24 protein-coding genes and 1 tRNA gene are annotated in these 26057 nt (G+C 61.8%); 17 read left to right on the top strand and 8 right to left on the bottom strand.

Translation table 11 applies throughout. The annotated features are described in order from the left end of the window. Positions 1-189 precede the first annotated feature (189 nt). Together cobT and AC1RM7_RS12330 are read left to right on the top strand one after the other, a co-directional pair. Complete coding sequence (gene cobT, locus AC1RM7_RS12335; protein WP_006022421.1) at positions 190-2085, top strand: cobaltochelatase subunit CobT; 1896 nt, start codon at positions 190-192, stop codon at positions 2083-2085. Between the two features lie 4 nt (positions 2086-2089). Continuing rightward, positions 2090-3115: an esterase-like activity of phytase family protein gene (locus AC1RM7_RS12330; protein WP_024920563.1), complete on the top strand. Its 1026-nt coding sequence runs from the start codon at positions 2090-2092 to the stop codon at positions 3113-3115. Positions 3116-3307: 192 nt separating this feature from the next. On the opposite strand, the gene rpmB is transcribed toward AC1RM7_RS12330, so the two are convergent. Continuing rightward, positions 3308-3601, bottom strand: coding sequence for a 50S ribosomal protein L28 (rpmB, locus tag AC1RM7_RS12325; RefSeq protein WP_006022419.1), 294 nt, complete (start codon positions 3599-3601; stop codon positions 3308-3310). 382 nt (positions 3602-3983) lie between these two features. On the opposite strand from rpmB, the gene AC1RM7_RS12320 reads away from it, so the two are divergent. The 5 genes from AC1RM7_RS12320 to AC1RM7_RS12300 all read left to right on the top strand — a co-directional run bounded on the left by AC1RM7_RS12320 (position 3984) and on the right by AC1RM7_RS12300 (position 10404). Then, positions 3984-4820: a DUF3108 domain-containing protein gene (locus AC1RM7_RS12320; RefSeq protein WP_081758586.1), complete on the top strand. Its 837-nt coding sequence runs from the start codon at positions 3984-3986 to the stop codon at positions 4818-4820. A gap of 347 nt (positions 4821-5167) precedes the next feature. Next, positions 5168-8530: a helicase-related protein gene (locus AC1RM7_RS12315; RefSeq protein ID WP_024920561.1), complete on the top strand. Its 3363-nt coding sequence runs from the start codon at positions 5168-5170 to the stop codon at positions 8528-8530. A gap of 1 nt (position 8531) precedes the next feature. Then, positions 8532-8801, top strand: coding sequence for an RNA-binding S4 domain-containing protein (locus AC1RM7_RS12310; protein ID WP_024920560.1), 270 nt, complete (start codon positions 8532-8534; stop codon positions 8799-8801). A 93-nt stretch (positions 8802-8894) separates the two neighbouring features. Continuing rightward, positions 8895-9233, top strand: coding sequence for a ferredoxin FdxA (fdxA, locus tag AC1RM7_RS12305; protein ID WP_006022415.1), 339 nt, complete (start codon positions 8895-8897; stop codon positions 9231-9233). Positions 9234-9618: 385 nt separating this feature from the next. After that, entirely contained in the window at positions 9619-10404 is a 786-nt protein-coding gene (locus AC1RM7_RS12300; protein ID WP_425989027.1) for a CarD family transcriptional regulator, read from the top strand. Between the two features lie 117 nt (positions 10405-10521). Here the strand turns inward: AC1RM7_RS12300 and AC1RM7_RS12295 are convergent, their stop codons facing one another. After that, positions 10522-12009, bottom strand: coding sequence for a M48 family metalloprotease (locus AC1RM7_RS12295; RefSeq protein ID WP_006022413.1), 1488 nt, complete (start codon positions 12007-12009; stop codon positions 10522-10524). A 4-nt stretch (positions 12010-12013) separates the two neighbouring features. Next, on the bottom strand, positions 12014-12823 hold the full coding sequence (locus AC1RM7_RS12290; RefSeq protein ID WP_244434433.1) for a thermonuclease family protein: 810 nt from the start codon (positions 12821-12823) through the stop codon (positions 12014-12016). A gap of 284 nt (positions 12824-13107) precedes the next feature. Here AC1RM7_RS12290 and AC1RM7_RS12285 point away from each other — a divergent pair, with 284 nt between their 5' ends. From AC1RM7_RS12285 to AC1RM7_RS12270, 4 genes are all read left to right on the top strand, one after another. Beyond that, positions 13108-14253, top strand: coding sequence for an ABC transporter substrate-binding protein (locus AC1RM7_RS12285; RefSeq protein ID WP_425990014.1), 1146 nt, complete (start codon positions 13108-13110; stop codon positions 14251-14253). Between the two features lie 58 nt (positions 14254-14311). Next, complete coding sequence (locus tag AC1RM7_RS12280; RefSeq protein ID WP_492837709.1) at positions 14312-15100, top strand: enoyl-CoA hydratase; 789 nt, start codon at positions 14312-14314, stop codon at positions 15098-15100. A gap of 65 nt (positions 15101-15165) precedes the next feature. Next, complete coding sequence (locus tag AC1RM7_RS12275; protein ID WP_492837711.1) at positions 15166-15915, top strand: VOC family protein; 750 nt, start codon at positions 15166-15168, stop codon at positions 15913-15915. A 117-nt stretch (positions 15916-16032) separates the two neighbouring features. Beyond that, positions 16033-16836, top strand: a complete 804-nt coding sequence (locus tag AC1RM7_RS12270) for an SDR family NAD(P)-dependent oxidoreductase (RefSeq protein ID WP_492837713.1) — start codon at positions 16033-16035, stop codon at positions 16834-16836. A gap of 34 nt (positions 16837-16870) precedes the next feature. On the opposite strand, the gene AC1RM7_RS12265 is transcribed toward AC1RM7_RS12270, so the two are convergent. Together AC1RM7_RS12265 and AC1RM7_RS12260 are read right to left on the bottom strand one after the other, a co-directional pair. Then, entirely contained in the window at positions 16871-17143 is a 273-nt protein-coding gene (locus AC1RM7_RS12265) for a GlsB/YeaQ/YmgE family stress response membrane protein (protein WP_006022407.1), read from the bottom strand. Positions 17144-17233: 90 nt separating this feature from the next. Next, entirely contained in the window at positions 17234-17836 is a 603-nt protein-coding gene (locus tag AC1RM7_RS12260; protein ID WP_024920553.1) for a YidB family protein, read from the bottom strand. Positions 17837-18190: 354 nt separating this feature from the next. Here AC1RM7_RS12260 and AC1RM7_RS12255 point away from each other — a divergent pair, with 354 nt between their 5' ends. Next, the gene (locus AC1RM7_RS12255) at positions 18191-18613 is read left to right on the top strand and encodes a DUF2177 family protein (protein ID WP_024920552.1); all 423 of its coding nucleotides are present in this window, start codon (positions 18191-18193) and stop codon (positions 18611-18613) included. 3 nt (positions 18614-18616) lie between these two features. Here the strand turns inward: AC1RM7_RS12255 and AC1RM7_RS12250 are convergent, their stop codons facing one another. Both AC1RM7_RS12250 and AC1RM7_RS12245 read right to left on the bottom strand, forming a co-directional pair. Next, complete coding sequence (locus tag AC1RM7_RS12250) at positions 18617-19642, bottom strand: SAM-dependent methyltransferase (RefSeq protein ID WP_024920551.1); 1026 nt, start codon at positions 19640-19642, stop codon at positions 18617-18619. Continuing rightward, positions 19639-20451 carry a DUF1295 domain-containing protein gene (locus tag AC1RM7_RS12245; protein WP_492837716.1) on the bottom strand — a complete coding sequence of 271 codons (813 nt, stop codon included), beginning with the start codon at positions 20449-20451 and terminating at the stop codon, positions 19639-19641. Before AC1RM7_RS12245 ends, AC1RM7_RS12250 begins: the two co-directional genes overlap by 4 nt. A 274-nt stretch (positions 20452-20725) precedes the next feature. On the opposite strand from AC1RM7_RS12245, the gene AC1RM7_RS12240 reads away from it, so the two are divergent. From AC1RM7_RS12240 to AC1RM7_RS12230, 3 genes are all read left to right on the top strand, one after another. Next, positions 20726-22072: an NAD(P)/FAD-dependent oxidoreductase gene (locus AC1RM7_RS12240; RefSeq protein ID WP_024920550.1), complete on the top strand. Its 1347-nt coding sequence runs from the start codon at positions 20726-20728 to the stop codon at positions 22070-22072. Continuing rightward, positions 22069-22854 (top strand): DUF1365 domain-containing protein, encoded by a 786-nt coding sequence (locus AC1RM7_RS12235; RefSeq protein ID WP_024920549.1) that lies wholly within the window; start codon positions 22069-22071, stop codon positions 22852-22854. Before AC1RM7_RS12240 ends, AC1RM7_RS12235 begins: the two co-directional genes overlap by 4 nt. Before the next feature lie 117 nt (positions 22855-22971). Next, positions 22972-23048, top strand: a tRNA-Arg gene (locus AC1RM7_RS12230). 107 nt (positions 23049-23155) lie between these two features. On the opposite strand, the gene AC1RM7_RS12225 is transcribed toward AC1RM7_RS12230, so the two are convergent. Next, a complete protein-coding gene (locus tag AC1RM7_RS12225; protein WP_024920548.1) occupies positions 23156-24136 on the bottom strand; it encodes a Bug family tripartite tricarboxylate transporter substrate binding protein in 981 nt (326 codons plus the stop codon). A gap of 245 nt (positions 24137-24381) precedes the next feature. On the opposite strand from AC1RM7_RS12225, the gene AC1RM7_RS12220 reads away from it, so the two are divergent. Both AC1RM7_RS12220 and AC1RM7_RS12215 read left to right on the top strand, forming a co-directional pair. Further along, positions 24382-25077 carry a sulfite exporter TauE/SafE family protein gene (locus tag AC1RM7_RS12220; protein WP_024920547.1) on the top strand — a complete coding sequence of 232 codons (696 nt, stop codon included), beginning with the start codon at positions 24382-24384 and terminating at the stop codon, positions 25075-25077. Between the two features lie 124 nt (positions 25078-25201). Continuing rightward, positions 25202-25963 (top strand): N-acyl homoserine lactonase family protein, encoded by a 762-nt coding sequence (locus AC1RM7_RS12215; RefSeq protein ID WP_444826202.1) that lies wholly within the window; start codon positions 25202-25204, stop codon positions 25961-25963. Positions 25964-26057: the final 94 nt, after the last annotated feature.

Genomic DNA, 26057 nt, shown 5'->3' with positions numbered 1-26057 from the left:
CGTGCGCTGGTTGAATCCCTCCCCCTTGCGGGGAGGGTCGGCCGAGCGAAGCGGAGGCCGGGGTGGGGGTCGACGCAGTACAGAACTTGTAGCTCCCCCACCCGACGCATCGTTCGCTTCGCTCTCGATGCGCCACCCTCCCCGCAAGGGGGAGGGAGTCAGAAAGCGAAGCGCGAGGTCCACGCCGCAATGAGCACGTCCAATATCAAGTTCAGGACCGGGTCGAAGGAATCTCCGACAGAGCCGTTCAAGCGCGCGGTGACGTCCGCATTGCGGGCCATCGCCAAGCAGCCTGAACTTGAAGTGACGTTTGCCGCCGAACGTCCGGGCCTTTCGCCCGGCAAGGCGCGGTTGCCCGAACCGGCGCGCAAGCTGACCCGCAAGGACGCGGCGATCGTGCGCGGCCATGCCGATTCAATTGCACTGCGCATCGCCTGTCACGATCCGAAGGTTCACCGCAAGCTGGTGCCGGGCAATCCGCAGGCGCGCGGCGTGTTCGATGCCGTCGAGCAGGCCCGCGTCGAGGCCATCGGCGCCAAGCGGATGAGCGGCGTCGCCAAGAACCTCACCGCGATGCTCGACGATCATTTCCATCGCGGCAAATACGACGAGATCACCGACCGCGCCGATGCGCCGCTGGCCGATGCGCTGGCGATGATGGTGCGCGAACGGCTGACCGGCCAGGCGCCGCCGGCGGCCGCACGCAAGATGGTCGATCTCTGGCGGCCGATCCTCGAAGACAAGATCGGTGCGCGTCTCGACCGATTGAAGGAGTTCACCGAAGATCAAACACGCTTCGGCGACGTGGTTCACGATCTGCTGGACGCGCTTGAGCTTGGCGACGAGAGCAATGCCGATCAGGACGAGGACGACAATCAGGACGAGAACCGCGACGGCGAAAAGGATCAATCCGGCGCGGACGGCTCACCCGACACCGAGTCGGCGGAGGAGATGAGCGCCGACCAGTCGCAATCCTCCACCGAGGAGATGTCGGAAAACGCCATGGAGAGCGCGCAGGCGTCCGCCAGCGATGCGTTCGACGACAACGAGATGGGCGAGGACGAATCGCCGGGCGAGGCCCATCGCCCGCCCAGCCGCGGCGGCAACGAGCCGCGCGGGCCGGAGTATCATGCGTTCGCGCCGAAATTCGACGAGGTCGTGTCGGCGGAAGATCTCTGCGAGCACGACGAACTGGAGCGCCTGCGCAGCTATCTCGACAAGCAGCTCGCGCATCTGCAGCACATTGTTGCGCGTCTTGCCAATCGCCTGCAGCGTAAATTGATGGCGCAGCAGAACCGCGCCTGGGATTTCGACCTCGAGGAAGGCATTCTCGATCCGGCGCGGCTGTCGCGCGTGGTCACTGATCCGTTCCATCCGTTGTCGTTCATGCACGAGAAGGAAGCGACCTTCCGCGACACGGTGGTGACGCTGCTGCTCGATAATTCCGGCTCGATGCGCGGACGCCCGATCACGGTGGCTGCGACCTGCGCCGATATTCTGGCGCGGACGCTGGAGCGCTGCGGCGTCAAGGTCGAGATTCTCGGTTTCACCACACGGGCGTGGAAGGGCGGTCAGTCGCGCGAGGCGTGGCTGGCGGCGGGCAAGCCTGCCAATCCGGGCCGCCTCAACGATCTGCGTCACATCATCTACAAGTCGGCGGACGCGCCCTGGCGGCGCGCGCGCAAGAACCTTGGCCTGATGATGCGCGAGGGCCTGCTCAAGGAAAACATCGACGGCGAAGCACTCGACTGGGCGCACAAGCGCCTGCTCGGGCGCTCGGAGCAGCGCAAGATCCTGATGATGATTTCGGACGGTGCGCCGGTGGACGACTCGACGCTGTCGGTCAATCCGGGCAACTATCTCGAGCGGCATCTGCGCCACATCATCGAAGAGATCGAGACCCGCTCGCCGGTCGAACTGATTGCGATCGGTATCGGCCACGACGTGACGCGCTACTATCGCCGCGCGGTCACCATCGTGGATGCGGAAGAACTCGGCGGCGCCATCACCGAGAAGCTGGCCGAGCTTTTCACCGAGACTCATACTGAGGCTCCGACGCCGCGCCGCCGCAGACTGCATTCCTGAGATCATGGCCATCGACATCAGCCGCCGGTCGTTTCTGCGGAACGCCATGGCGGCGCTTCCGGCCGGCATGTTGGGCGCAGGCGCAGAGTTCGCGCACGCGCAAACCTCATCCGTCGAGGTCAACGCCCGCAGGATCGAGTCGTTCGATCCACGCGATGCCTCTCACATCCGCTATGGTTCGCTGGAATTCCGCAGCGGCCTGGTGCTGACGTCATCGTTTCGCGGCTTCGGCGGCTTGTCGGGATTGCGGCTGGATAAAAAGGGCGAACAGTTCATCGCCCTGAGCGACAAGGGGAACTGGTTCACCGGCCGGATCGCCTATCGCGGCAAGGTCATGACAGGACTTGCCGATGTGAAGTCCGCGCCGATGCTGGACAGCGACGGCAAGAAGATTACAGCGCGCGGCTGGTTCGACAGCGAGTCGCTCGCTCTCGATGGTTCGACCGTCTATGTGGGTCTCGAGCGGGTCAATCAGATCCTGCGGTTCGATTTCAGCAAGGGCGGGATCAGGTCGCGCGGCGAGATCGTGCCGGTGCCGCCCGAAATCGGCAAGTTGCCCTTCAACAAGGGGCTGGAAACGCTGGTATTCGTTCCCAAAGGGCAGCCGCTCGCCGGCACGCTGATCGCGATTTCGGAGCGCGGGCTTGATGCGTCGGGAAACATCCAGGGCTTTCTGCTCGGCGGCCCGTCGCCGGGACAGTTCTCCGTCAGGCTGACGAAAAATTTCGATATCAGCGATGCCACCCTGCTGCCGTCCGGCGATCTTTTGCTGCTCGAACGGAAATTTTCGATGCTCGAAGGTGTCGGCATCCGGATTCGCAGGGTGCCGCTCGCGTCCGTCGTTCCCGGTGCGGTGATCGATGGGCCGACAATTTTTGAGGTCGATCTCGGCTACGAGATCGACAACATGGAAGGCATCGACACCCATGTCACGGCGGACGGCGATACGGTCGTGACCATGGTGTCCGACGATAATTTCTCGATGATCCAGCGCACGCTGTTGCTGCAGTTCACGCTCGTTGAGGAGTGATTGTCATCGTCCACCGCTCGCGTTTTCTTCGTCATTGCGAGCGAAGCCAAGCAATCCACTCTTTGAAACGGAAAGAAATGGATTGCTTCGTCGCGACGCTCCTCGCAATGACGGTGTCTGCTTCGCACGAAAACAAAAAAAGGCCGGGTCGAAACCCGGCCTTTTTGAAATCTTAAATTGCGGATCGAAGGATCAGCTCGCTGCGGCGAGCTTCTTCTTTTCGATCTGGCGCTTCAACTCGACCGCCTTCGGCGACAGGTCGCCGGAGTTGGCCTTGAGCAGGAACGCGTCGAGACCGCCGTTGTGGTCGACCGACTTCAGCGCATTGGTCGAGACGCGCAGGCGCACGTTGCGGCCCAGCGTCTCCGAGATCAGGGTGACGTTGCACAGGTTCGGCAGGAACCGGCGCTTGGTCTTGTGGTTCGAGTGGCTGACCTTGTGGCCAACCTGAGGGCCCTTGGCCGTCAATTCGCAGCGCCGTGACATCGTATAATCCTTTGGCGAAACCTAGTGTCGCCCCGGACCGCCCAAAGGGGTCACGTGGGGGTTTAAACCGTCCATTTCAGGAACGGCGGAGCTATAAGGGGCTGGCGGCCCAGCGTCAAGGTTGAGAGGCGATTTCAGCGGCTTTTCTGTGCGCCAGGGCGCAAGCCGCGGCGGCTGGAAATGACGATTTTCCCCGTCAAACCAGTGATTTCCTAACATATAATCGACGTAATCCGTGACCAGACAGATATCTGAGGCTATCGATACGACTTTCGCGGCCTATTCGGGAACAAGTCCCGCAGACGCTGCGCCCGGTGGCTCCGGTCAATCGCTGGTCAGCAGGATTTCGTCGGCAATGCCCCGGTTCCCAAAGCTTTCTTGGATGCTCTCCCGGACCGCCCAAACCCAGCTTTGTCTGGGTATTGTGGCCGTAGCGGGCCTGTTGGCGATGTGTGCCTGCCCGGCCAGCGCCCAGGGCCGTCTGGACGCCAAGTATGAAGCAACGCTCGCGGGCCTTCCGATCGGCAAGGGCGCCTGGGTCGTCGATGTGTCCGAGGATCAGTATTCGGCAGCCGTCAGCGGCGCCACCACCGGATTGATGAAATCCATCGGCGGCGGCAATGGCACCGGCACCTCGCAGGGACGCATCACCGCGGGCCAGTTCGCGCCGCTGAGCTATATTTCGACGGTCAATTACGGAAAGAAGGTGGAAGTCATCCGCATCACGCTGGGCGGCGGCAATATCAAGGATTCATCCATCGAGCCGAAGCCCGACGAGAATCCGGATCGGATTCCGGTCACCGAGGCGCATCGCCGCAACGTTCTTGATCCGATGACGGGTGCGCTGCTGAAAGTTGCGGGCACCGGTGATCCGGTCGGTCCCGAGGCCTGCCGCAAGACGCTGTCGGTATTCGACGGCAGGATGCGCTACGATTTGCGCCTTGAATACAAGCGCATGGAAAATGTGAAGGCTGAAAAGGGCTATCACGGCCCGGTTGTGGTCTGTGCGGTCTACTTCACGCCGATCGCGGGCTACGTCCCGGATCGCGCCTCGATCAAGTACGTGGCCGCCCAGCGCAACATGGAAATATGGTTTGCGCCCATCGCCGGAACGCGGGTGCTGGCGCCTTTCAGAATTACAATTCCGACCCCGCTCGGCACCGGCATGATCGAGGCGACGGAGTTCATCTCGGTGCAGAAGACGGCCAAGACGAACTGACAAACCCGGCTGGCATTGACCGCCGCGAGGATGATTCAGGAACGAATCTCACCGTGAATCGTGTTGACTCTCCGGCCAATCCGATTCGACTCCGGATTTAACGATTTCATTCAAATCTGGCCGCGCGCGGAGCATCTTCAAACTTCATCTAGTATCGCCATCTATTGGTTTGTGCGACATGTTGAGGCGATCTGGGCAGACTCACTGCGAGTCAGCGATTCGGGCTTCTTTCGTTCCTTAACCGTTCCAAACCTTAAGTCGCGGCGCGAAAAGCGTCGCATTGTGAGACACTTCCTTCAAACTTGCTGCGGCGTCCGCGTCGTGTGCGTCATGCGGACCTCTCGATTATGCCTCTGTCGTCTTCCGTTCCGCTGTTTTCGAATGAGCGCGCCCCCGGAGCCGGTGTTACGGCGGTGCTGGGCCCGACCAACACCGGCAAGACCCATCTCGCCATCGAGCGGATGCTGGCCCACTCGTCGGGCATCATCGGTCTGCCGCTGCGTCTCCTGGCGCGCGAGGTCTACAACAAGATCGCCGCGCGGGCCGGAGCGGGCGCGGTCGCGCTCATCACCGGCGAAGAAAAGATCAAGCCGCCTCATGCGCGCTATTGGGTCTCCACCGTCGAGGCGATGCCCCGCGATCTCGATGTGTCGTTTCTGGCCGTCGACGAAATCCAGATCGCGGCTGATCTCGAGCGCGGTCACGTCTTCACCGACAGGATTCTGAACCGGCGCGGGCGGGACGAAACCCTGCTGCTTGGCGCGGCCACGATGCGGCCGATCATCGAGCGGCTGCTTCCTGGCGCGAACATCGTCACCCGGCCGCGATTGTCGCAACTCGAATTCGCCGGCGACCGCAAGATCACCCGGCAGCCGCGGCGAACAGCGATCGTCGCGTTCTCGGCGGATGAAGTCTACGCCATCGCCGAGCTGATCCGGCGTCAGCACGGCGGCGCTGCCGTTGTGCTGGGCTCATTGTCGCCGCGCACCCGTAATGCGCAGGTGGACATGTTCCAGTCCGGCGATGTCGATTATCTCGTTGCCACCGATGCCGTCGGCATGGGCCTCAATCTCGATGTCGATCATGTGGCGTTCGCGTCGGACCGCAAATACGACGGCTATCAGTTCCGCCGCCTGACACCCGCCGAGTTCGCGCAGATCGCGGGCCGCGCCGGCCGTGCGACGCGCGACGGGACGTTCGGAACCACCGGGCGCTGCGCGCCGTTCGAGCCCGAACTGGTCAATGCGCTTCAGAACCACACGTTCGACAGCGTAAAGATGTTGCAGTGGAGGAACACGCGGCTGGATTTCTCCTCGCTGGGCGCGCTCCAGGTCTCGCTGGCGCTGACGCCGAACCATGAAGCCCTGACCCGCGCGCCGATCGCCGAGGACATCCGCGTGCTCGACCATGCGGCCCGTGATGAAGACGTTCGGGATATGGCCAAGGGCGCGGCCGCCGTGGAACGGCTCTGGGAAGCCTGCCAGATTCCCGACTACCGCAAGCTGTCGCCGGCCGCCCATGCCGAACTTGTCACCACGCTGTATGGGTTCTTGATGCGGAAGGGCCGTATTCCGGACAACTGGTTTGAGGCCCAGATCGCGCAAACTGACCGCACGGACGGCGATATCGACACATTATCGGCCCGGATTGCCCAGATACGGACCTGGACATTCGCGGCAAATCGTCCCGATTGGCTGGTGGACCCCGAGCGCTGGCAGGCAATTGCCCGCGCCGTCGAGGATAAATTGTCAGATGCCCTGCATGAACGGCTAACTGAGCGTTTCGTTGATCGCCGGACCAGTGTATTGATGCGGCGCTTGCGGGAAAACACGATGCTGAATACTGAGATTGGGAAGACGGGCGAAGTGATCGTAGAGGGCCATATGATTGGCCGTCTCGACGGATTCATGTTCGCGCCGGAGTCCGCTGAAGCGGGCTCCGATGCGAAGGCCTTGCAGGCCGCGGCGCTCAAGGCGCTGGCCGGTGAAATCGATGCGCGCGCCGAAAAGCTTTCAAAGGCACCGGACGAACAGTTCGTGCTGGCGTCCGATGGAACGCTGCGCTGGACCGGCGACGCCGTCGCCAAGCTTGTCGCGGCCGACGATGCGTTGCATCCGCGTATCCGCATCATTGCGGACGAACGGCTGACTGGCCCGTCACGCGAGGCCGTGCAGACGCGGCTCGATCTGTGGTTGAAGACGCATATCGAAAAAATTCTCGGGCCGATGTTCGAACTGTCGAAGGCGGAGGATGTCACCGGCATCGCGCGCGGCATCGCCTTCCAGTTGATCGAGGCGCTCGGCGTGCTGGAGCGGCCGAAGATCGCTGCCGAGATGAAGGATCTCGATCAGCCGTCGCGCGCAAGCCTGCGCAAGTATGGCGTGCGGTTCGGCGCCTATCACATTTTTCTCCCCGCATTGTTGAAGCCGGCCGCGCGCGGTCTGGCATCGCTGTTGTGGGGACTGAAGCGCGACAACGTGGACTGGTCGGCACTGACCGGTGCGCAGCATCTGGCGGCAAGCGGCCGTACCTCGTTCCCGGCGGACAAGGCGCTCGATCAGGAGGCCTACCGCACGCTCGGCTACAAGCTATGCGGCGACCGCGCGGTGCGTGTCGATATTCTGGAACGTCTCGCGGATCTTATTCGCCCTGCGCTGTCGTGGCGTCCTGGTTCGCCCGGTGACAAGCCGGCCGGCGCGTTCGACGGCCGCTCGTTCACGGCGACACAGGCCATGACATCGCTGACGGGCTCCGCAGGCGAAGATTTTGCTTCGATCCTGAAGGCGCTCGGCTATCGCATGGAGAAGCGTCCGCCGCTGCCGGAGGTTGTCGCGCCGCCAGTCGCTGCGGAAACCGTGGCCGATGCGACTGCTGAAACAGCGGACACCGCTTCGGTCTCTGACGCGGTCGTTGCCGAGCCAGAAGTTGCCGCGGCAACCGATTCGATCGCAGATGTTACGAACGACGCGACGACTGAGGCGGTGCCCTCTGCCGAATCCGTCTCCACGGATACATCCGCGTCGCGCTTGCCTGAGGTGAACTTCGCGCCGCCATCGGAAACCTCAGAACCTGTGGCGGAAGCCGCCGCTGAGACATCTTCCGAGCCGGCCGTTGTCGCCGAAGCCACTGAAACAGCGGCTGTTGAAGCGCCTGCTGGCGAGGCTGGTCCCGATCAGGCTGCGACTGAGGCGGCGGTTTCTGCAGAACCGGTCCTGGTCGAAGTCTGGCGGCCGGGCGGACGTTCGGATGAGCGCCGTCCGCGTCATGATCGCAGCCGCTACAAGGGGCCGGATAAATCCGCCGCTCCCGCAGCCGAAGGTGAAGCGGCTTCCGGCGATGACAAGCGCGAGCGTCATGGCCGCCATCGCCGCGACCGTAACAACGAGCATCGCCGGCCACGCCCCGACGCTCCGGCGGTTGCAGCGGAAGGCGCAGATGCCGCGCAGGCGCGCCCGCCGCGTGACGACAAGGGCGGCCGTCCGCGCGAAGGCTTCAAGGGCAAGGACCGCAATCAGGAGCGCGGCAAGGGCAAGTTCGACAAGCGCGGCCGCGACGGGCGCAAGGATGACCGCGACCGCAGCGGCGGCTCGCATCGCACCTACGCGACCAGCGCCACGCCCCGCGAGCGCGATCGTCCCGCCGATCCGAACTCGCCGTTTGCAAAGCTGGCGGCGCTCAAGGAGCAGCTTGCGGGCAACCGCAAGGAATAATTTGGATCGTCAGCGCCTCGACAAGTGGCTGTGGCACGCGCGGATCGTCAAGACCCGGGTCGATGCCGCGGCTCTGGTCGCAAAAGGGCGCGTTCGCATCAACGGTATGCGCCAGACGTCACCGGGACATGCGGTGAAGGCAGACGACGTCCTCACCATCGCGCTCGACAGCCGGGTTCGTGTGCTCAAGATCACCGGATTCGTGGACCGGCGAGGGGATGCGGCTGCGGGACGCGCAATCTACGCTGATTTACAAACGCCTCCCGAGTAACTAGTTGCCTCTCATTACGGGCAGAACTTCCCTTGCGGCGATGCACATCCTGCGCTACGCCAAACTGAAAATTTAGACCTTCCGGAGCTTTGGATGACGTACGTCGTCACTGAAAACTGCATCAAGTGCAAGTACATGGACTGCGTGGAAGTTTGCCCCGTGGATTGCTTCTACGAGGGCGAGAACATGCTGGTGATCCATCCGGACGAATGCATCGACTGCGGTGTGTGCGAACCTGAATGCCCGGCGGACGCGATCAAGCCCGACACCGAGCCCAGCCTGGAGAAGTGGCTGGAGGTGAACGCGGAATACGCCAAGTCCTGGCCCAACATCACCCAGAAGAAAGACGCGCCCGACGACGCCAAGGAATTTGACGGCGTCGAGGGCAAGTTCGACAAATATTTTTCTGCCAATCCGGGCTCAGGCGACTGATCTGGCCTGCTGACGCCGCCCCCCGGCACGGCTAACTTTTAACCCTACCCAGCGATGAGGGCCTGCCGGACGCCGTCCGGAAGGCGTCGCAGGGCATAAATCATTGATTTTTGCGGGAAATGTGCTATTTTGGGCACATTCAAGAGCCGAACCCCATTTTTGTGTCCCGGTTAGGACTGACGGGTTCCCCGAGAAACCATTGAACAGGGGCGTGGCGTTTCCACGCAAAGGCGCTGTGTCAGACAAATTGCGTCACAAAAAGAACTCCAAAATAAAAGACAAGGGTTCCAAGGATAAGGGCACCAAGAAGGCGTCTGCGATTCGCAGCGCGCCGAAAAAGGATGCTCGCGCATCCGCCCCAACCTCAAAAAACAAAAGAAGCACAATGCCCAACAAAAAAACTGCAAAGCCGTCTGCGAAGGCCCCGGCAAAGTCCGCTGCGAAGCCTGCGAAGACGGTGTCGAAGGCCCCTGTCGCCAAGGCTCCTGTCAAGACCGTTGCCGGCAAGCCCGCCGCGAAGCCGGCTGCGGCCGCACCGCGCGTGGAAGAGCCGAAGAAGCCGCTGACCCAGCGTCAGGGATTCAAGACCAACGAGTTCGTCGTGTATCCGGCGCATGGCGTCGGCCAGATTCTTGCGATCGAAGAGCAGGAAATCGCGGGTGCGCGGCTCGAGCTTTTCGTCATCAACTTCATCAAGGACAAGATGACCCTGCGGGTGCCGACGGCGAAGGTCGCCAATGTGGGCATGCGCAAGCTGTCGGATCCCTCGCTGGTGAAGCGCGCGCTGGAAACCCTGAAGGGCCGTGCGCGCATCAAGCGCACCATGTGGTCGCGCCGCGCGCAGGAATACGAAGCAAAGATCAATTCGGGCGACATCGTCGCGATTGCCGAAGTGGTCCGCGACCTGTTCCGTTCGGAGTCGCAGCCGGAGCAGTCCTACAGCGAACGTCAGCTTTATGAAGCGGCGCTCGATCGCCTGTCGCGCGAAATCGCCGTCGTTCAGCACGTCACGGAAACCGAGGCGGTCAAGGAGATCGAGTCGAATCTCGCCAAGAGCCCGCGCCGCGGCGCAGCCAAGGCTGATGCCGATGCGGGCGCCGACGCAGTTTCCGACGACGCCGATGAGGGCGACGAGGGAGATGACTCGGTATCGGCCGACGAAGCGGCCTGATCTCGTCGACAACAATTGAAATGAAAAGCCCGGCCTTGGAGCCGGGCTTTTTTATGGAGAATTATTTGTCAGGGCGTGACGTTGTCCCAACGCCGGTTCTCACTTCCGGGATCATGCCTAATCCACGACGATCTTCACGCGATCGCGCGGCTTCACCGTTGAGCGGCTGTCGAAACCGTTCAGAACGCGAAACCGGTCAACCGGACGATCGACGCCCTGCATCCGGGACGCCAGCGATTCAATCGTATCACCGGGCTGTACGGTCACGATCTTGATCCGCAGTGGCCGCGCAGCCTGGATCTCGGCAAGCGTCAGACGCCGGAATGAATTCACCGTTTCGCGGAAGCTGCGATCGGCCTCAGGTGTTTTCTTCTTCGCCGCGAAAATGAAGCGGTAGACATCACTGCCGAAACGCAGGGCGTAAATCCTGAACTGCCATTGATCGCCGCTGGCCGTCGCGGTCGCGGACGGAAAGCCGTTGATGCTCGTGTCCTCGGTCGAGGATTTGTCGACATTCTCCATCCAGCCGGAATTGAGATAGTCGCCAAGCGACTGCTCCGCGGGGACGCGCACCACATCGAAGCGCATCGCCTGGGTGCCGCCTTCGCGCACGCCAACGACGGCCTGCGCGGTGTTCTCCAGCACGAAGCCGTCCGGCACCTGGAACGTGAAGCCAAGCTTGGGATGCAGGAAGCGGCGTCCGCGCACAAACCCTTCGCTGGGATCTTCGCCATAGACAAGATTGTCGATGGCGGAGAGATAGGTGTCGCGGTCGCGTTCGCCGGCTTCGGGCGATGAATACTGCCGTGCGTTGGCCTGCGCATTCTGGACACGCTCGGGCGTTGCCGGGTGTGACGACAGGAAGTCCAGCGAGCGCGGATCGGCCGGCGCACGGCTGGCCTTGAGCGCTGCGTTGCGTTCCATCGCGGTGAGGAAGCGCGCCGCGCCGAACGGATCGAACTTGGCGCGCGCCGAGATGCCGACACCGATTCCGTCGGCTTCGAATTCCTGTGCGCGCGAAAAGCTCGCCATCGTCAGCTTGGTCTTGGCCAGCGCCAGCGCGTTCATATCGGGGTCATTGCCCATGTCGGCGACGACGCGGGTGACCACGGCGGCCTGCTTGGCCTGGTCTTCGCGGATCGCCGCATGCTTGGCGAGCACATGCGCCATCTCATGGGCGAGCACGGAAGACAATTCGGATGTATCGCTGGCGAGTGCGATCAGGCCGCGCGTGACATAGAGCTGCCCGGTGGGAAGCGCGAAGGCGTTGACCGCGCCGGAATTCAGGATCGTCACCTTGTAGGTGAGATCAGGCCGCTCGGAGGCCGCGACAAGGCGATCGACGGTCTTGGTGATCAGGGCTTCCAGCCGCGGATCGTCGTACGATCCGCCGTAGGATGAGATGATGCGGCTGTGTTCGCGCTCGGTGGCCGGCGTCTGGGCCGCGGGCTTGTTCGGTTTGACTGGAGCGAAACCGGGGCTTGAAGCGGTCTGGAACCTGCCGAGGTCTCCGCAGGCGCCCAGCGCCAATGACGCGCACAGCGAAGCGGCCGCAAAAACGCGGCTGAGGTTCCTGGTTTCGCGTCGGTTGGCAGGTGTCGCCACGCCGCTATTTGCCCTCGTCCCTCGGCATCGTGCCGTTCGCGGCCACGTCCGCCGCAGCAATTAACTCGATCTGCCCCGCGTAGGTGACCTCGATCCTTGGCCCGCCACGCTTCTCGATCCAGCCTCGAACCCGAACTCTCTTGTTTTTCAGAGACTTAAGGTCGATCCCGGCGCTTTCCAACGACGGCATCATGCGCCTTGAAATAGTCGCGGCAAAGTCCCGTGTCCATCGCCGCCCGAAATTGACGTAAAATACCGCTCCGGCCAAACGGGCCGATGAAACCGTTCCTTCCACCACGGTAAAACGTCCAACGCCCGCCAAAATATCGTCGGTGCTTTCCGCGTTTTTTATGGCAGCGGAACTGGCCCAAATGCCGCGCCTCGCGGCGCGGGCGGCAGCCTCGGCGGTCAGCAGCGCGGTGGAACATGATCTGTCTGTGACAGGCGACGCGAGCGCTTCACCGCGCGTCAGGAGTTCGGACTGGATCGGCGTCTCCAGGTCTTTCAGAAAGACGAAGGCATGCTGACGTCCATAACGGTCCGGCCCGTCGTCGGAGCTGCGCAGTGTCACATCACGGCCATCGATCAGAGAAGCCAGAGTTTCCTTTCCGCGCGCGCGTATGTCCCCGGCGGGCTCGATACCGGCGAGACGTATCTCGCGTCCGTCGCCGAGACGAAACGTACGTATGTCGAGCACGCCGCTGACGCGGCCTTCGCCCTGAAGCGCGAACTCGCATGCGGCATGAAGGCTGCCGCCACTGCCCGCGGTCAGCAGGACCGCGCAGCAGAAGGTGATCGGGATGCGGCGGTTCATCACCACGCTGTCAGGCCTTGCGGGCACGCCGAAGCGCGTTCGGCACCAAACCAGTTTCGACCTGCGGAATGTGTTGCGGCTTGCACGTGTGAGTCAAGCCGCACGCGCGTTGACCGATGGCATTTGCAGGGCGGGTTGCTTGCCGCGATGTCAGGGTTGCGCCATGATGAAAGCAACCAAAGATGCCGCCGGGGAAGGCGCGCCATCGACAACGGGAGACAACATTGAAGAAAATCCTCGCAAGCCTCGTGTCATCTGCGCTCGTGATCGGCTCAACCGCCGCGATGGCGCAAGGCAAGCCGCCTCTGAAACTCGGCGCGATCCTCGACATGTCCGGCCTCTATGCCGACATCACCGGCACCGGAAGCGAGACGGCGGCGAAAATGGCCGCCGAGGATTTCGGCGGCGAAGTGCTGGGCCGCAAGATCGAGATCATCGCAGCGGATCATCTCAACAAGGCCGATCTGTCATCGAGCATTGCCCGCGACATGTTCGACAATCAGGGCGTCGAGGCGATCGTCGATGTTGCGGCGTCTGCGACCGCGCTGGCGGCCAACGAGATCGCCAAGGCGCGGGGCAAGATCATCATGTTCAACGGCCCGGGATCGGTCCGTCTGACCAACGAGGCCTGCGGCCCCTACACCGTGCATTATGTCTTCGACACCTTCGGGCAGGCGAATTCCACCGGCCTCGCGGCTGTGAAGACCGGACTCGACACCTGGTTCTTCCTTCAGGCTGATTACGCGTTCGGACAGGATCTCGAGAAGGATACCTCCGCTGTCGTCACCAAGATGGGCGGCAAGGTGCTCGGCACCGTCAAGCATCCGCTCAACACGTCGGACTTCTCATCTTTCCTGCTGCAGGCACAGGGATCGAAAGCCAAGGTCGTGGGTCTCGCCAATGCGGGCGGCGACACCATCAACGCCATCAAGCAGGCCGCAGAATTCGGCCTGATGAAGGGCGGACAAAAGCTGTCGCCGCTGCTGGCTTTCATCACCGACATCGACAGCATCGGGCTTGAGACCGCGCAGGGCCTCGTGCTGGCGGAAGCGTTCTACTGGGACCTGAATGACGACACCCGCGCGTTCAGCAAGCGTTTCATGGAGAAGGTCAAGCGCGTTCCGACCTCGGCGCAGGCCGGGGTCTATTCATCCGTCACGCATTACCTCAAGGCGGTGAAGGAGGCGGGCACGACCGATTCAGCAGCCGTGATGAAGGTCATGAAGTCGACGCCGATCAACGACATGTTCGCCAAGAACGGAAAGATCCGGGAAGACGGGCGAATGGTGCACGACATGTATCTGTTCGAGGTGAAGAAGCCGTCGGAATCGAAGGCGCGGTGGGACGATTACAAGCTGCTGGCGACCATCCCCGGCGATCAGGCCTTCCAGTCGCTCGACGCGTCGCGCTGCCCCCTGATCAAGAAGTAGATCGATCGGCGGCGCCGGTTTGTCCGGCGCTGCTGATGATCCAACACAGGAAATCGCCATGCCCGGTACGATTCTGCAAAGCCTCGATCGCGGTCTCTTGACCATCACCATGAACCGGCCCGAACGGCGCAACGCGATCAACGCCGAAATGTCGGCAGATCTGATCGAGGCGGTGCGGCGGGCGGCGGACGACACCGAAGTCCGGGCTGTGCTTCTGCGCGGCGCCAACGGCACCTTCTGCGTGGGCGGCGACGTCAAGTCGATGGCCGAGAACAGGTCGGAACTCACCTATGAGGTGAAGCGCGCCAATCTGCGCAAGGGCATGGAAATCTCGCGGCTGCTGCATGAACTGCCGAAGCCGGTGGTGGCGCAGATCGATGGCGCGGCGGCGGGAGCGGGTCTCTCCATTGCGCTGTCCTGCGATCTGCGCGTCGCCGGGGCATCTGCAAAGATCACGACGGCCTTTGCCAAGGTCGGCTTTTCCGGCGATTACGGCGGCACGTATTTCCTGACGCAGATGCTCGGCAGCGCCAAGGCGCGTGAGTTGTATCTGATGTCGCCTGTTCTCACAGCGCAGGAAGCGCTTGCGCTCGGAATGGTCACGAAGGTTGTCCCGGATGCAGAGGTCTCCGATGCCGCGACTACGCTTGCGATGTCGCTGGCGCAGGGGCCGACCGTGACGCTCGGCTACATCAAGCGCAACATCAACAATGCCGAGCACCTGTCGCTCGAAGCCTGCTTCGACGCTGAAGCGGCGCATCACACCCGTTGCGGCGAAACGGCGGATCATCTGGAAGCCGCCAAGGCATTCATGGAAAAACGCTCCGCGGTGTTCAAGGGACGCTAGGGCGTGATCCCGACAAGTAGGGACCCGACAAGATCACGCTTGGACATCAGAACGGGAATGCGTGAATGACGGATGCGACAAGGCTGCGGCAGATCTGCCTCGTTGCGCCGCATCTTGAGCCGGTGGTCGGCGACATCGCCGCGATCATGGGTCTGACCGTCTGTTACCGCGATCCCAATGTTGCGCGCTACGGCCTGGAAAACGCACTTCTTCCGGTCGGCACCACCCTGCTTGAAGTCGTTGCGCCGTTTCAGGGTGGCACTGCTGCCGGCCGGTTCATCGACAAGACCGGCGGGCGGGGCGGCTACATGGCGATCCTGTCCTGTGCCGATCCGCGCGAGCGGCAGAAGAATGCCGAAGCCATCGGCGTGCGGACATCTCACGTGATCGATCGCGCGCCCTATCTCGGGGTTCAGCTTCATCCGCGCGACTGCCGCGCGGCCTTCATCGAGTTCAATCACACCGCGAACAGCGACAACATTCGCGGTCCCTATCCGCCGGCGGGGCCTGACTGGCACACGGCGATCCGCGATGACGTGACCCTGGCGCTGACCGAGGTCACTCTCACCAGCCCCGATCCGCGCGGGCTTGCGGATCACTGGGGCCGCATCATTGGCATTCCGGCCAGCGGCAGCGGGATCGAGCTTGTCAATTGCAGCATCAAGGTCGTTGAAGGCGAGAACGAGATCATGAGCGGGCTGACGTTTCGTGTCCGCGATCCCGCCGCCGTGCTGCATGCGGCACAGGTGCGGGGGCATGCGTTAACGGGAGAGTCGTTCCGCCTCGGCGGCGTTGATTTCCACATCACCGCCTGAGGCTGGCGTTTGCGCACCTGCCATTCCTGCCGCGCCTTGGCCTGAAAATCGCTGTCACGGCCTGAAATTGGCCGTTAGATTGCGCGCGCAAAAATGTTTTTCCAAGAAGGATACGAGATGGCCAAGGATGGATTGTCGGTAATCGTCACGGGTTCTGCTTCGGGCCTCGGCGCGGCGTCCGCGCTGCTGCTGGCGAAGCAGGGCGCGCGCATCGTCATCAACTACGCGTCGAGCCAGAAAGAGGCCGAGCAGACTGCGGATGAATGCCGGAGCGCGGGTGCAGCCGAGGTGGTGGTGGTGCAGGGCGACGTTTCGCGCGACGAGGATTGCAGGAAGATCGCGGCAGCCGCAGCCCCGTGGGGAAGGCTCGATGGCCTGATCAACAATGCCGGCACGACCAAGCATGTCGATCATGGCGATCTCGAGGGACTCTCGGCGGAAGACTTCCAGCGCATCTACGCTGTCAATACCATCGGTCCGTTTCAGATGATCCGCGCATCGCGCGCTTTGCTGGAGGCCGGCGCGAAACATTCTGCCCGCACGGCATCTGTCGTAAACATTTCATCGATCGCGGGTGTCGCGGGGATCGGATCGTCGGTCGCCTATGTCGGAAGCAAGGGCGCGCTGAACAGCATCACGCTGTCTCTGTCACGCGCGCTCGCGCCGCTGATCCGCGTCAATGCCGTTTGTCCCGGTTACATCGATACGCCCTGGTTCACCAAGGGGCGAGGTCCCGAACTCGCCGGAAAGATTCGCCAGATGGTGACGGAGCAGTCGCCGCTCCAGATCGCCACAACGGCGGAGGATGTGGCCGAGCTCGTTTGCTTCCTTGCCGGTCCAGCGTCACGCAGCATGACCGGAGAGATCGTGCGGATCGATGCGGGCGCACATCTTGGATCGGCCGTTCTGCCCAAACGGTGACCGGGCCCTCCTGAGCGGAAGATGAAACTTCCGCTCAGACCTTGTTGCCGGGATCGGAGACGATCCCGCGCGCAACCAGCCGGTTCCAGATGAACAGCACCACCAGCGCGCCGATGGTGGCGGTGATGAATCCGGCGCCCTGGCCCGGAGCGTAGTGGCCGATCGCCTGACCGACGAAGGTCGCCAGAAACGCGCCGGCGATGCCGAGGACAATCGTCAGAATGAAGCCTGTCGGATTATTCGGGCCGGGTGACAAGAGCCGCGCAAGAAAACCTGCGACCAGTCCGACGATCAGAACGTAGAGCATTGCTGGAATCCTTCGTGCTTAAAATTCAAGGAGCCGTTTGCCGGTCAGCGTGGAGCGAGCAAGATCGCTCCACGTCCTTCGTGACGCCGATCATATCCAGCGCGCTGCTTCTTTTTCTGTCGGCAGCCGGCCGTCGGGCGTCAGCTGATTGATGACGTCGGGCAACTGCCTTGCGAGACCCGCAAGCAGTTCGTCGCGTGACAAACCGGTCTGTGAGGTCAGCGTGCTGATCTGATCCGCACCGAGCGCGGAGGCGAGGTCGCCGGGTGAGATCTGCTTGTTGGGGCCGGGGCTGACCCACGAGTTTGCCGTCTCGGCGTGGCCCTTGTCCTGAAACTGCTTGAGCAGATCGTTCAGCCCGCCGCTCAGGACGCTTCCGGCTGCGCCGCCTGCCAGCAGTCCGCCGAGTGCGCCTCCAAGTGGACCTTTCATCAGGTCGCCAAGCGCGCCGCCGAGACCGCCGGTGCTGGCGGTCGTGGTGCCGGGCAATGGGGTTGGTGTCGATGGCGCAGGCGCGCCGGGGGCTGTGCCCTGCTGGCCACCGCTGATGTGTTTGACGGCCTTGTAGGCAAGAAGCGCAAGGATCGCCATGGTCATCGGCGACATCCCGCCGCTGCTTTCACTCGATGCGCTCGGTTCGCTTGGCCCGCGAGGTCCGTTTTGCATGCCGTTGAGAATGTCGAGCAAACCCATCGTTTGTCTCCTGTCGAACGCCCGCCCAGTGCGAAAGACTAGTGTTTCGTCATGACGGTTACAAGGCAGCGAAGCCTGCGCGCGGGTTTGGTATGGAATTGCGAAAGTTTTAGGCGCTCTTGCTGTTCATCCGGGGTTCAGCCATTGCGCGGACCAAAATCTTGACGTGTCATGTCCGGGCGAGTTCATACCGGACGGCCGGGTTTCGCCGCGCGACGATGCATCACGCCGAATTATGCGGATGACGGTAGTGAGTTCCGGGCAAAGCCATACCGATCAGGCATCATGTGTGACCGAAACCAGACGGCTCGATATGCCGTATCTGAACGATGCTGCAAACGCGAAGGTGAATGCATGGTCTATGTTGTGGGATATCTCTGCGCTCTGCTTGTTTTCGGTGCCGCTGACGCCGTCTGGCTCAGCACGGTGGGACCGGCTCTCTATAAACCGGTGCTTGGCGATATTCTTTTGGCCGACGTTCGTCTCGGGCCTGCTGTCGCGTTCTACGCGATGTATCCAGTAGGCATCCTGGTATTTGCGGTGCTTCCGGGACTGCGCTCAGGGTCAGTCGGCACCGCTCTGGTGCTGGGTCTGCTGTTTGGGGCAATCGCTTATGCAACTTACGATCTGACGAATTATGCCACCCTCCGCAACTGGTCGCTCCAGATCGTTATCGTGGATGTCGTATACGGAGCAATCGCAACCAGCGCAGCGGCAGCGGTGTCTTGCCTGCTCACGCGTCTCGGCAGTTCGTGGCTCGGTTACAGCGGGGGCTAGGCGCTATCCGGCAGGCCGAAGCCGATAATGGCTGACGCCCCATTCCTCGCCGCGGGCATGACCGAACAATCCGGCGGTTGCGAGAAAAAACAACCGCCAGCGTCGTTGCCAGATGCGTGCCTCGGTGCCGTAAACGCGCAGAAGAATATCAAATATCGCGTCAGCGTTCCGGTCATAATTCGCAAGCCAGTCGTTGGCGGTTTTCTCGTATTGCGTCCCGCTCCAGCGCCACTCGGCATCGACTGAAAAGATGTCTGGGAATTGCCGGATCAGCGAATGACCTGGCATGATGCCGCCGGTAAAGAAGTGTTGCGCGATCCAGTCGCCGCGATTGGCGGCGTCGAAACGATATGACGCCGAGCGGTGGCTGAACACGTGCAAGAAAAGATGTCCGTCGGGCTTCAGGGCTTTTCTTAGCCGTTCCAGAAGCGGCCGCCAGTTAGCCATGTGCTCGAACATCTCGATGGAGACGATGCGGTCGAACTGTCCGGACGGAATAAATTCGTTCATGTCGGATGTTATGACTTCGAGATTGGGCAGGCCCTCTTTTCGCGCCTGATCGCAAATATGCTGACGCTGTGAGTGCGAGTTCGATACGGATACGATGCGTGACGCGGGATAGTGCCGGGCCATCCAGAGCGAAAGCGATCCCCAGCCGCAGCCCAGTTCAAGAATGCGCTGGCCGTCACGCAGCAGGGCATGCTCTGCCGTGACGCGCAGCGCGTTTTCCTCGGCGTCGATGAGCGAGCTCGTATCGCTTTCATAGAGGCAGCAGGAATACTTTCGCTGCGGCCCCAGGATCAACGCGAAAAACTCCGCCGGAATTTCATAATGCTGGGCGTTCGCGTCGTCGGTATGCACCGCCACAGGGTAGACAGACATGCCGCGCGCAAAATCGGCGTCATCGGTTGGGGCTGCCGAAAGGGATCGCCTTGTTCGCCCGACAAGCTGGCTGATAACCGCTCGGCTCAATGCGTCGGGCCACGGCACGGACTCGCCAATGCGGATGGTCGCTTGTGTCAGGCTCACAGCATCCTCGCGTCATGCCTGGGATATGGAAAGAAGGCAGAGGTCTTCGACTGATAGTCGTGAAATTTCGATCCGTGCCGCCTGAGCATGTGTTCTTCCAGTGGAGGAATGCCGGATACGTGGACCAGCAGCCAGTACATGCAGATGGGGCCGGCAAGAGCGGCAAATCCCCACGGGAAATCTCCGCCGAAGTCGATCGCAAAGAGCGGATAGGCGAGCCAGCCTAGCCATTCAAAGAAGTAATTGGGATGACGTGACCATCCCCACAGGCCGGTATCGCAAACCGAGCCTTTGTTCTCCGGATGCGCCCGAAAGCGGCGCAATTGTTCGTCGGCGAGCGCTTCGCCGCCAATGGCAACAGCAAAGATCAGGATCGCCGCAATATCCTGCGCGCGTAACCCGGGAGCGGGGTTCGAAGCAGCCAGCAGCATCGAGAACGCCAGGGGAATGCTCACCAGCGCCTGTTTCTGCAGGAGCCAGAACATCTGGCGCCGTGCATCCTGCCCCCAATCCTTTGCGAGCATTGCATATCGGGGATCATCCACAATTTTCGTGGTACGGTGTGCGATATGCAGCCCCAGCCGGAGTGACCAAAGGACGATCAATGATCCAACGATGAGCCTGCGCTCGCTGCCGGTCTGTGACAGCAGGGCGCTGCCACAACCGAGCCCCCCGAGGCCGAGCGTCCAGATCATATCGATCCAGCCCGAATTCCCGGATTGTCGCCAGACCAGCCAGGCGCCAGCCATGATGAGGGATAATATGACCGCCAGCGTGCCGAGGGCCGCGACGGCGTTAAGGCCGGTCATTACACGTAACCTCTACTATTCTATGGGCTTTTTGGCATTGACGGGCTGAAGGTTTTTGGCCTGGAGTTGCCCCTAATGCGGCCGAACGAGTCGGCCCTGCGCTTCTGCGCGGTGCCGTCCCGTTTGCTGAAACCCGCGCTTGCCTCGCGCGTATCACTCTAACAATGCTGTGCACAGCAAACGATACGAACCCCGCCGTGTTTGGTTTCATTCCAAGCGCGAATTTCTCCGGGGTACCTGATCGTTTGCGATAACGGGACGGAAAAATTGCAGGATGAGACGCGATAGTAGCAGGAAAAACATAGCCATTGTCGGGACGGGTGTCGCAGGTATCTCCGCTGCCTGGTTGCTCAGCGACAGCCATGATGTGACCGTTTACGAGCAGGACGGCCGTATCGGCGGCCACTCCAATACCGTCACCGTAAGGCGAGGGGCAGACGATGTTGCGGTCGATACCGGCTTCATTGTCTACAACGAAGTGACCTATCCCAATCTGACGGCTTTATTCGATCATCTGAACGTCCCGACCCAGGTTTCGGAGATGTCGTTTGCCGTGTCGCTTGCCGACGGCAATCTGGAATATTCCGGCGGGAAGCTCGCGGGCCTGTTCGCCCAGCCGCGCAACGTCCTGCGTCCGCGCTTCTGGTCGATGCTGAGCGATCTTCAGCGATTTTACCGTGAGGCACCGCGCGATCTTGTCTTGCTCGATGGAATCCATACAACGCTCGGGGACTATCTTGACGCCGGTCGCTATGGCGCCGCCTTCCGAAATGACCATTTGCTGCCCATGGCGGGCGCGATCTGGTCGGCTCCGGCCCACAGCATTCTGGGATATCCCGCAGCATCGTTTATCCGGTTTCATGACAATCATGGATTGCTGAAGATCCGGAACAGGCCTCAATGGCGGACTGTGGTGGGTGGCAGCCGTGTCTATGTCGAAGCCCTGACGCGGCGTTATGCCGATCGCATTCGCCCGTCCACTGGTGTGCGGTCGATCCGGCGATGCGGCGACCGCGTTGAAATTCGGGATAGTGACGGAAACACCGACAGCTTCGATGCTGTCGTGATTGCGGCACACGCGGATCAGGCGCTGTCAATTCTCTCCGACGCCGATGAACAGGAGCGCGGATTGCTCGGCGCTTTCCGCTACAGCGTCAACCGCGCTGTCCTGCATTCCGATCCGGCGCTGATGCCAAAGCGGCGGGCTGCATGGTCGAGCTGGAACTACATTGGCCGGGCAGATCAGGAGGGGCTCGAGAGCCCGATGGTGACCTACTGGATGAATGCGCTACAGAATATTCCAACCAGCCAGCATTGGTTCGTAACGCTTAACCCTCTGCGCGAGCCTCGTGAAATCTGGCATAGCGAACGTTATGAACATCCTCTGTTCGATTCACATGCGATCAGGGCGCAGCAGCAGCTCTGGTCGTTGCAGGGCAATCGCAATACATGGTTCTGCGGAAGCTATTTCGGTGCGGGCTTTCATGAGGACGCGCTGCAGTCGGGACTCGCCGTGGCCGAAGCATTGGGACACGTGCGGCGGCCCTGGCGCGTGGAGAATGAATCAGGGCGCATTTTCCTCGGTGCAGGCGCCCGCAACTCCGTCGAGATGGCGGTATGACGATCAATTCGAGGCTCTATGTCGGAGATGTATTTCACCATCGCCTGAGGCCGCGCGTTCATAAACTGCGTTACGGCGCGTTCTGGATGCTGATCGACCTCGATGAGATAGGTGCGATCGCTGGCAGGCTGAAATCCTTCTCCTATAACCGGTTTAATCTGACGAGCTTTTATGACGCCGATCACGGGAACGGCAGCGGTACGGCACTTCGCGTTCAGATCGAGGAGTTGCTGAATGCATCAGGAATGACGGCTGAAATAGGCAGGATTGAACTTCTCTGCATGCCGCGAATCCTCGGTTACGGCTTCAATCCTCTCAGTGTGTACTTCTGTTATCGCCCCGATGCATCGCTGGCCGTCATCATTTATGAAGTCCACAATACGTTCGGTGAGCGGCACAGTTACATCATTCCATGTAAGCAAACGGGCGGCGCGGCTGTCGAACAGCGATGCGCCAAGGCCTTTTTTGTCTCGCCGTTTCTCGACATGGATATGAGTTATGCCTTCCGGGTGGACCTGCCGGCAGAAAAGGTCAAAGTCACCGTTCGAGGCGAAGATCGGCAGGGGCCAATTATCGTTGCGTCGCTTGCCGGATCGAAGCTGCCGTTGAGCGACAGGTCTCTTTTGCACCTGATGATACGTCATCCCATGCTGACGGTTACGGTGATCGCAGCGATCCATTGGCATGCGCTGCGGATGATTTTGAAGGGCTTTCGCCTGCGCCGGCATACCCCTGCGCCACGTCGTCTTGCGACGGTCGTCTCAGGCGCGGATCTATCCTGAGTTTCCCCGAAGGACTGGCATCGCGTTCAGCCGGGGTAGCGGTCGCGCGCGCCCTCTGATATGGAATTGCGAAAGTTCTAAGCTCTTGCAGTTCATCTTCGGCGAGAGACAGAGACCGGTCCCGTAGCTCAGCCGGATAGAGCGACGGTTTCCTAAACCGTAGGTCGGAAGTTCGAGTCTTCCCGGGATCGCCATTCACCTCGGACAGTCCGGGGACCGTTCATCCGATATTACCGCGCATTGCCGGTCCAGCACATGCTGAACCGGCAATTGTATGTGCGTGTGAAACACCTTGTGCCGGTCAGTCCAGCTTGACGCCTGCCTCGGTGACCACCTTCTGCCAGCGCACGGTTTCCGCAGCCACCATCGCGCCGAACGCTGGGCCCGTGACGTCGGGAACGTCGGAGCCGTTGCGCTCCCACGCCTCCTTGATCGCCGCCGTCTGCATCGCCTTCTGCAGTTCCTTGGTCATGCGTTCGACGACCGCCGGTGGTGTTTTCTTCGGTGCGAAGACGCCATACCAGGTCGAAACTTCGTAACCCGGCACGCCTGCTTCCGCAGCAGTGGGGACATCAGGGAAGGCCGCGACCCGCTTCGGGGCTGCGACGGCGAGCGCGCGTAGCTGCCCGCTGCGGATCTGCGGCGCCGACGAGCCGAGCCCGTCGAACACCAGCGGCACATGGCCGGCGACCAGATCCTGCATCGCGGGTCCGGCACCGCGATAGGGCACATGCTGAATGCGCGTCTTGGTCACGATCTTGAACAATTCGCCAGCGAGATGATGCGTGGTGCCGGTGCCGGCGGAGCCGTAGTTCAGCTTGTCCGGATTGGCGTGAAGATAGGCGATGAACTCCGGCAGTGTCTTGGCGGCAACCTTGTCAGGATTGACGACGATCACCTGCGGCGGCCGCGCGATCAGCGCCACCGGGACAAAATCCTTTTCAAGATTGTAGTCGAGATTGGGGTAGATCGCCGGGGCGATGGCGTGATGCGCCGCGCCGACAAAGAAGGTGTAGCCGTCGGGCGCGGCCTTGGACGCCTGCGAGGCTCCCACGGTTCCACCGGCGCCTGCCCGGTTTTCGATCAACACACGTGTTCCCAGTTGCGTATCGAGCTGGGCGGCGAGCGGGCGGGCGAAGGCATCGGTGCCGCCACCGGCTGCGAACGGCACGACGAAGGTGATCGGCTTCTCCGGCCATGTTTGAGCCCGGGCCTGACCGGCCACGGCGAAAGAGCCCGCCACAAGTGCAAATAAAGCGTACCAGCCGAATTTCAGGTTCACGTCAGATCCTCCCGGGATTATTGGATTGCGTCGTCTCTTGGCGACGCTTTGGGTGTCGTTACGCAGCAAAATACCGCTCATGTTCCTGCAATGCGTCTCGCCGGACAACGGGACGTTTCGCCGCTGCCCTTGCCTCCGGGGCGCGCGACTCCGCGCAGATTGGCCTGATGTATGAGGATTTATTGACAACATCATACAGTGCGTGCCAGCGTGCACTGCCGGTTCAGAGATGAGACGTCACACCAATGTTCGGAATTCTGGGCCTCGGCTTTCTTCTTGGCATGCAGCATGCGTTAGAGGCCGATCACATCGCGGCGGTGTCCAGCATCGCGGCCCGGCGATCGAGCGTCACTGACATCGTCAAGCATGGGCTGACCTGGGGGCTCGGTCACACCATCACCCTGTTCATGTTCGCCGGCGCGGCAATTCTGCTCGGCCATGCGATCCCCGAACACCTGGCGCGCCCGCTGGAAACCGCCGTCGGCGTCATGCTGGTTGGGCTCGGCGCGCATGTGCTGTGGCGGCTGTGGCGCGACCGGGTGCATTTCCATCGGCACCGGCACGGCGACGGCACTGCGCACCTTCATCTGCACAGCCATGCGGCGGAGTCCGTTCCGCACCAGCGCAGCGGTCACGATCATCAGCATGGATTCCGGTGGCGCTCGCTGCTGGTCGGGCTGATGCACGGCATGGCTGGCTCGGCCGCGCTGCTGGTTCTTGTGGTCACGCAACTCGCCAATCCGGTCTACGGCCTGCTTTACGTCCTGCTGTTCGGAATTGGCTCAATGCTCGGGATGGGAGCACTGTCGACGGTGATCGCAGTGCCGCTCGCCGTCTCGGCGCGATGGCTGACTTGGGCCAACCGCGGGCTTCAGGCTGTTGTTGGTGTCGTCACCATCGGGATCGGCGCGATGACGATCTATTCCACGGCGCTGGCGTAGATCGCCCATCCTGCCGCGCGGCTTGTGGCGACCGCTGCCGATGTGCAGACTGTCGCCAAAATAACAGCCGACGAGGAACGCCTTGGCCCATCATCACGAAATTTACGCGATCCGTTACGCGACGATGACGGGACGCCAGCCGCATCAGAACTATCTGACCCCGGATATTCACAACGAAGGCACCGATCTCGATTACTTCGTCTGGCTGATCCGCGGCAGGAGCGGCGACATTCTGGTCGATACCGGCTTCAATGACGACGCGGCACGCGAGCGGTCGCGCAATCTCACCATCAATCCGGCGAATGCGCTGGAGTTGTTTGGCGTTGCGCCCGGCAGCATCCGCGACGTCGTGATCACGCATCTGCATTACGATCACGCCGGTAATCTCGATCGCTTTCCCAATGCGCGGTTTCACCTGCAGGATCGTGAGATGAGTTTCGCCACTGGCCGGTGCATGTGCCATGGCCTGCTGCGGCATCCGTTTTCCGCTGAGGATGTCACGCTGATGGTGCGCCATGTGTTCAGTGATCGCGTCGTGTTTCATGACGGGGACGAGGAGATCGCGCCTGGCGTGACGCTGCATCATGTCGGCGGACATTCCGATGGTCTCCAGGTGGTGCGCGTCGAGACCGAGCGGGGGCCGGTGGTGATCGCCTCCGACGCCGCGCACTATTACGGCAACATGCATCGGCGCAATCCATTCCCGATCGTCTACAACGTCGGCGACATGATGGAGGGCTGGAAGACCGTCGAGCGTCTTGCCGGTCATCCGGATCGCGTCATTCCCGGTCACGATCCGATGGTGCGCGAGCTTTACCCGCAGGTGGGCGGCAAGGCCGATGCGGTCGCACTGCACAAGAATCCGAAACGATCGTTCGTCGCCTAGATATCCCGAAGGTTGAGCGGCTTGAGCCGCCTCGCGAAAGCGGGGTAAGAATTCCAGTCAATAACGAACAATGTTCTGCGTAACAGAACAGAAG

The organism is Afipia sp. GW822-FHT03D08, assembly GCF_058801645.1.
Note: the sequence above shows the minus strand (reverse complement) of the source record. Positions and strands in the feature narration are given on the sequence as shown.

What these genes read in the sequence shown, in the direction of transcription:
- AC1RM7_RS12290 (WP_244434433.1), bottom strand. Translation starts at nt 12,823, where the DNA reads ATGAACCGCCGCATCCCGATCACCTTCTGCTGCGCGGTCCTGCTGACC.
- AC1RM7_RS12320 (WP_081758586.1), top strand. Translation starts at nt 3,984, where the DNA reads ATGCTCTCCCGGACCGCCCAAACCCAGCTTTGTCTGGGTATTGTGGCC.
- AC1RM7_RS12330 (WP_024920563.1), top strand. Translation starts at nt 2,090, where the DNA reads ATGGCCATCGACATCAGCCGCCGGTCGTTTCTGCGGAACGCCATGGCG.
- AC1RM7_RS12265 (WP_006022407.1), bottom strand. Translation starts at nt 17,143, where the DNA reads ATGCTCTACGTTCTGATCGTCGGACTGGTCGCAGGTTTTCTTGCGCGG.
- AC1RM7_RS12285 (WP_425990014.1), top strand. Translation starts at nt 13,108, where the DNA reads ATGGCGCAAGGCAAGCCGCCTCTGAAACTCGGCGCGATCCTCGACATG.
- fdxA (WP_006022415.1), top strand. Translation starts at nt 8,895, where the DNA reads ATGACGTACGTCGTCACTGAAAACTGCATCAAGTGCAAGTACATGGAC.
- AC1RM7_RS12235 (WP_024920549.1), top strand. Translation starts at nt 22,069, where the DNA reads ATGACGATCAATTCGAGGCTCTATGTCGGAGATGTATTTCACCATCGC.
- AC1RM7_RS12275 (WP_492837711.1), top strand. Translation starts at nt 15,166, where the DNA reads ATGACGGATGCGACAAGGCTGCGGCAGATCTGCCTCGTTGCGCCGCAT.
- AC1RM7_RS12255 (WP_024920552.1), top strand. Translation starts at nt 18,191, where the DNA reads ATGGTCTATGTTGTGGGATATCTCTGCGCTCTGCTTGTTTTCGGTGCC.
- AC1RM7_RS12315 (WP_024920561.1), top strand. Translation starts at nt 5,168, where the DNA reads ATGCCTCTGTCGTCTTCCGTTCCGCTGTTTTCGAATGAGCGCGCCCCC.
- AC1RM7_RS12245 (WP_492837716.1), bottom strand. Translation starts at nt 20,451, where the DNA reads ATGACCGGCCTTAACGCCGTCGCGGCCCTCGGCACGCTGGCGGTCATA.
- AC1RM7_RS12215 (WP_444826202.1), top strand. Translation starts at nt 25,202, where the DNA reads ATGACGGGACGCCAGCCGCATCAGAACTATCTGACCCCGGATATTCAC.
- AC1RM7_RS12240 (WP_024920550.1), top strand. Translation starts at nt 20,726, where the DNA reads ATGAGACGCGATAGTAGCAGGAAAAACATAGCCATTGTCGGGACGGGT.
- cobT (WP_006022421.1), top strand. Translation starts at nt 190, where the DNA reads ATGAGCACGTCCAATATCAAGTTCAGGACCGGGTCGAAGGAATCTCCG.
- AC1RM7_RS12300 (WP_425989027.1), top strand. Translation starts at nt 9,619, where the DNA reads ATGCCCAACAAAAAAACTGCAAAGCCGTCTGCGAAGGCCCCGGCAAAG.
- AC1RM7_RS12260 (WP_024920553.1), bottom strand. Translation starts at nt 17,836, where the DNA reads ATGGGTTTGCTCGACATTCTCAACGGCATGCAAAACGGACCTCGCGGG.
- AC1RM7_RS12220 (WP_024920547.1), top strand. Translation starts at nt 24,382, where the DNA reads ATGTTCGGAATTCTGGGCCTCGGCTTTCTTCTTGGCATGCAGCATGCG.
- AC1RM7_RS12270 (WP_492837713.1), top strand. Translation starts at nt 16,033, where the DNA reads ATGGCCAAGGATGGATTGTCGGTAATCGTCACGGGTTCTGCTTCGGGC.
- rpmB (WP_006022419.1), bottom strand. Translation starts at nt 3,601, where the DNA reads ATGTCACGGCGCTGCGAATTGACGGCCAAGGGCCCTCAGGTTGGCCAC.
- AC1RM7_RS12280 (WP_492837709.1), top strand. Translation starts at nt 14,312, where the DNA reads ATGCCCGGTACGATTCTGCAAAGCCTCGATCGCGGTCTCTTGACCATC.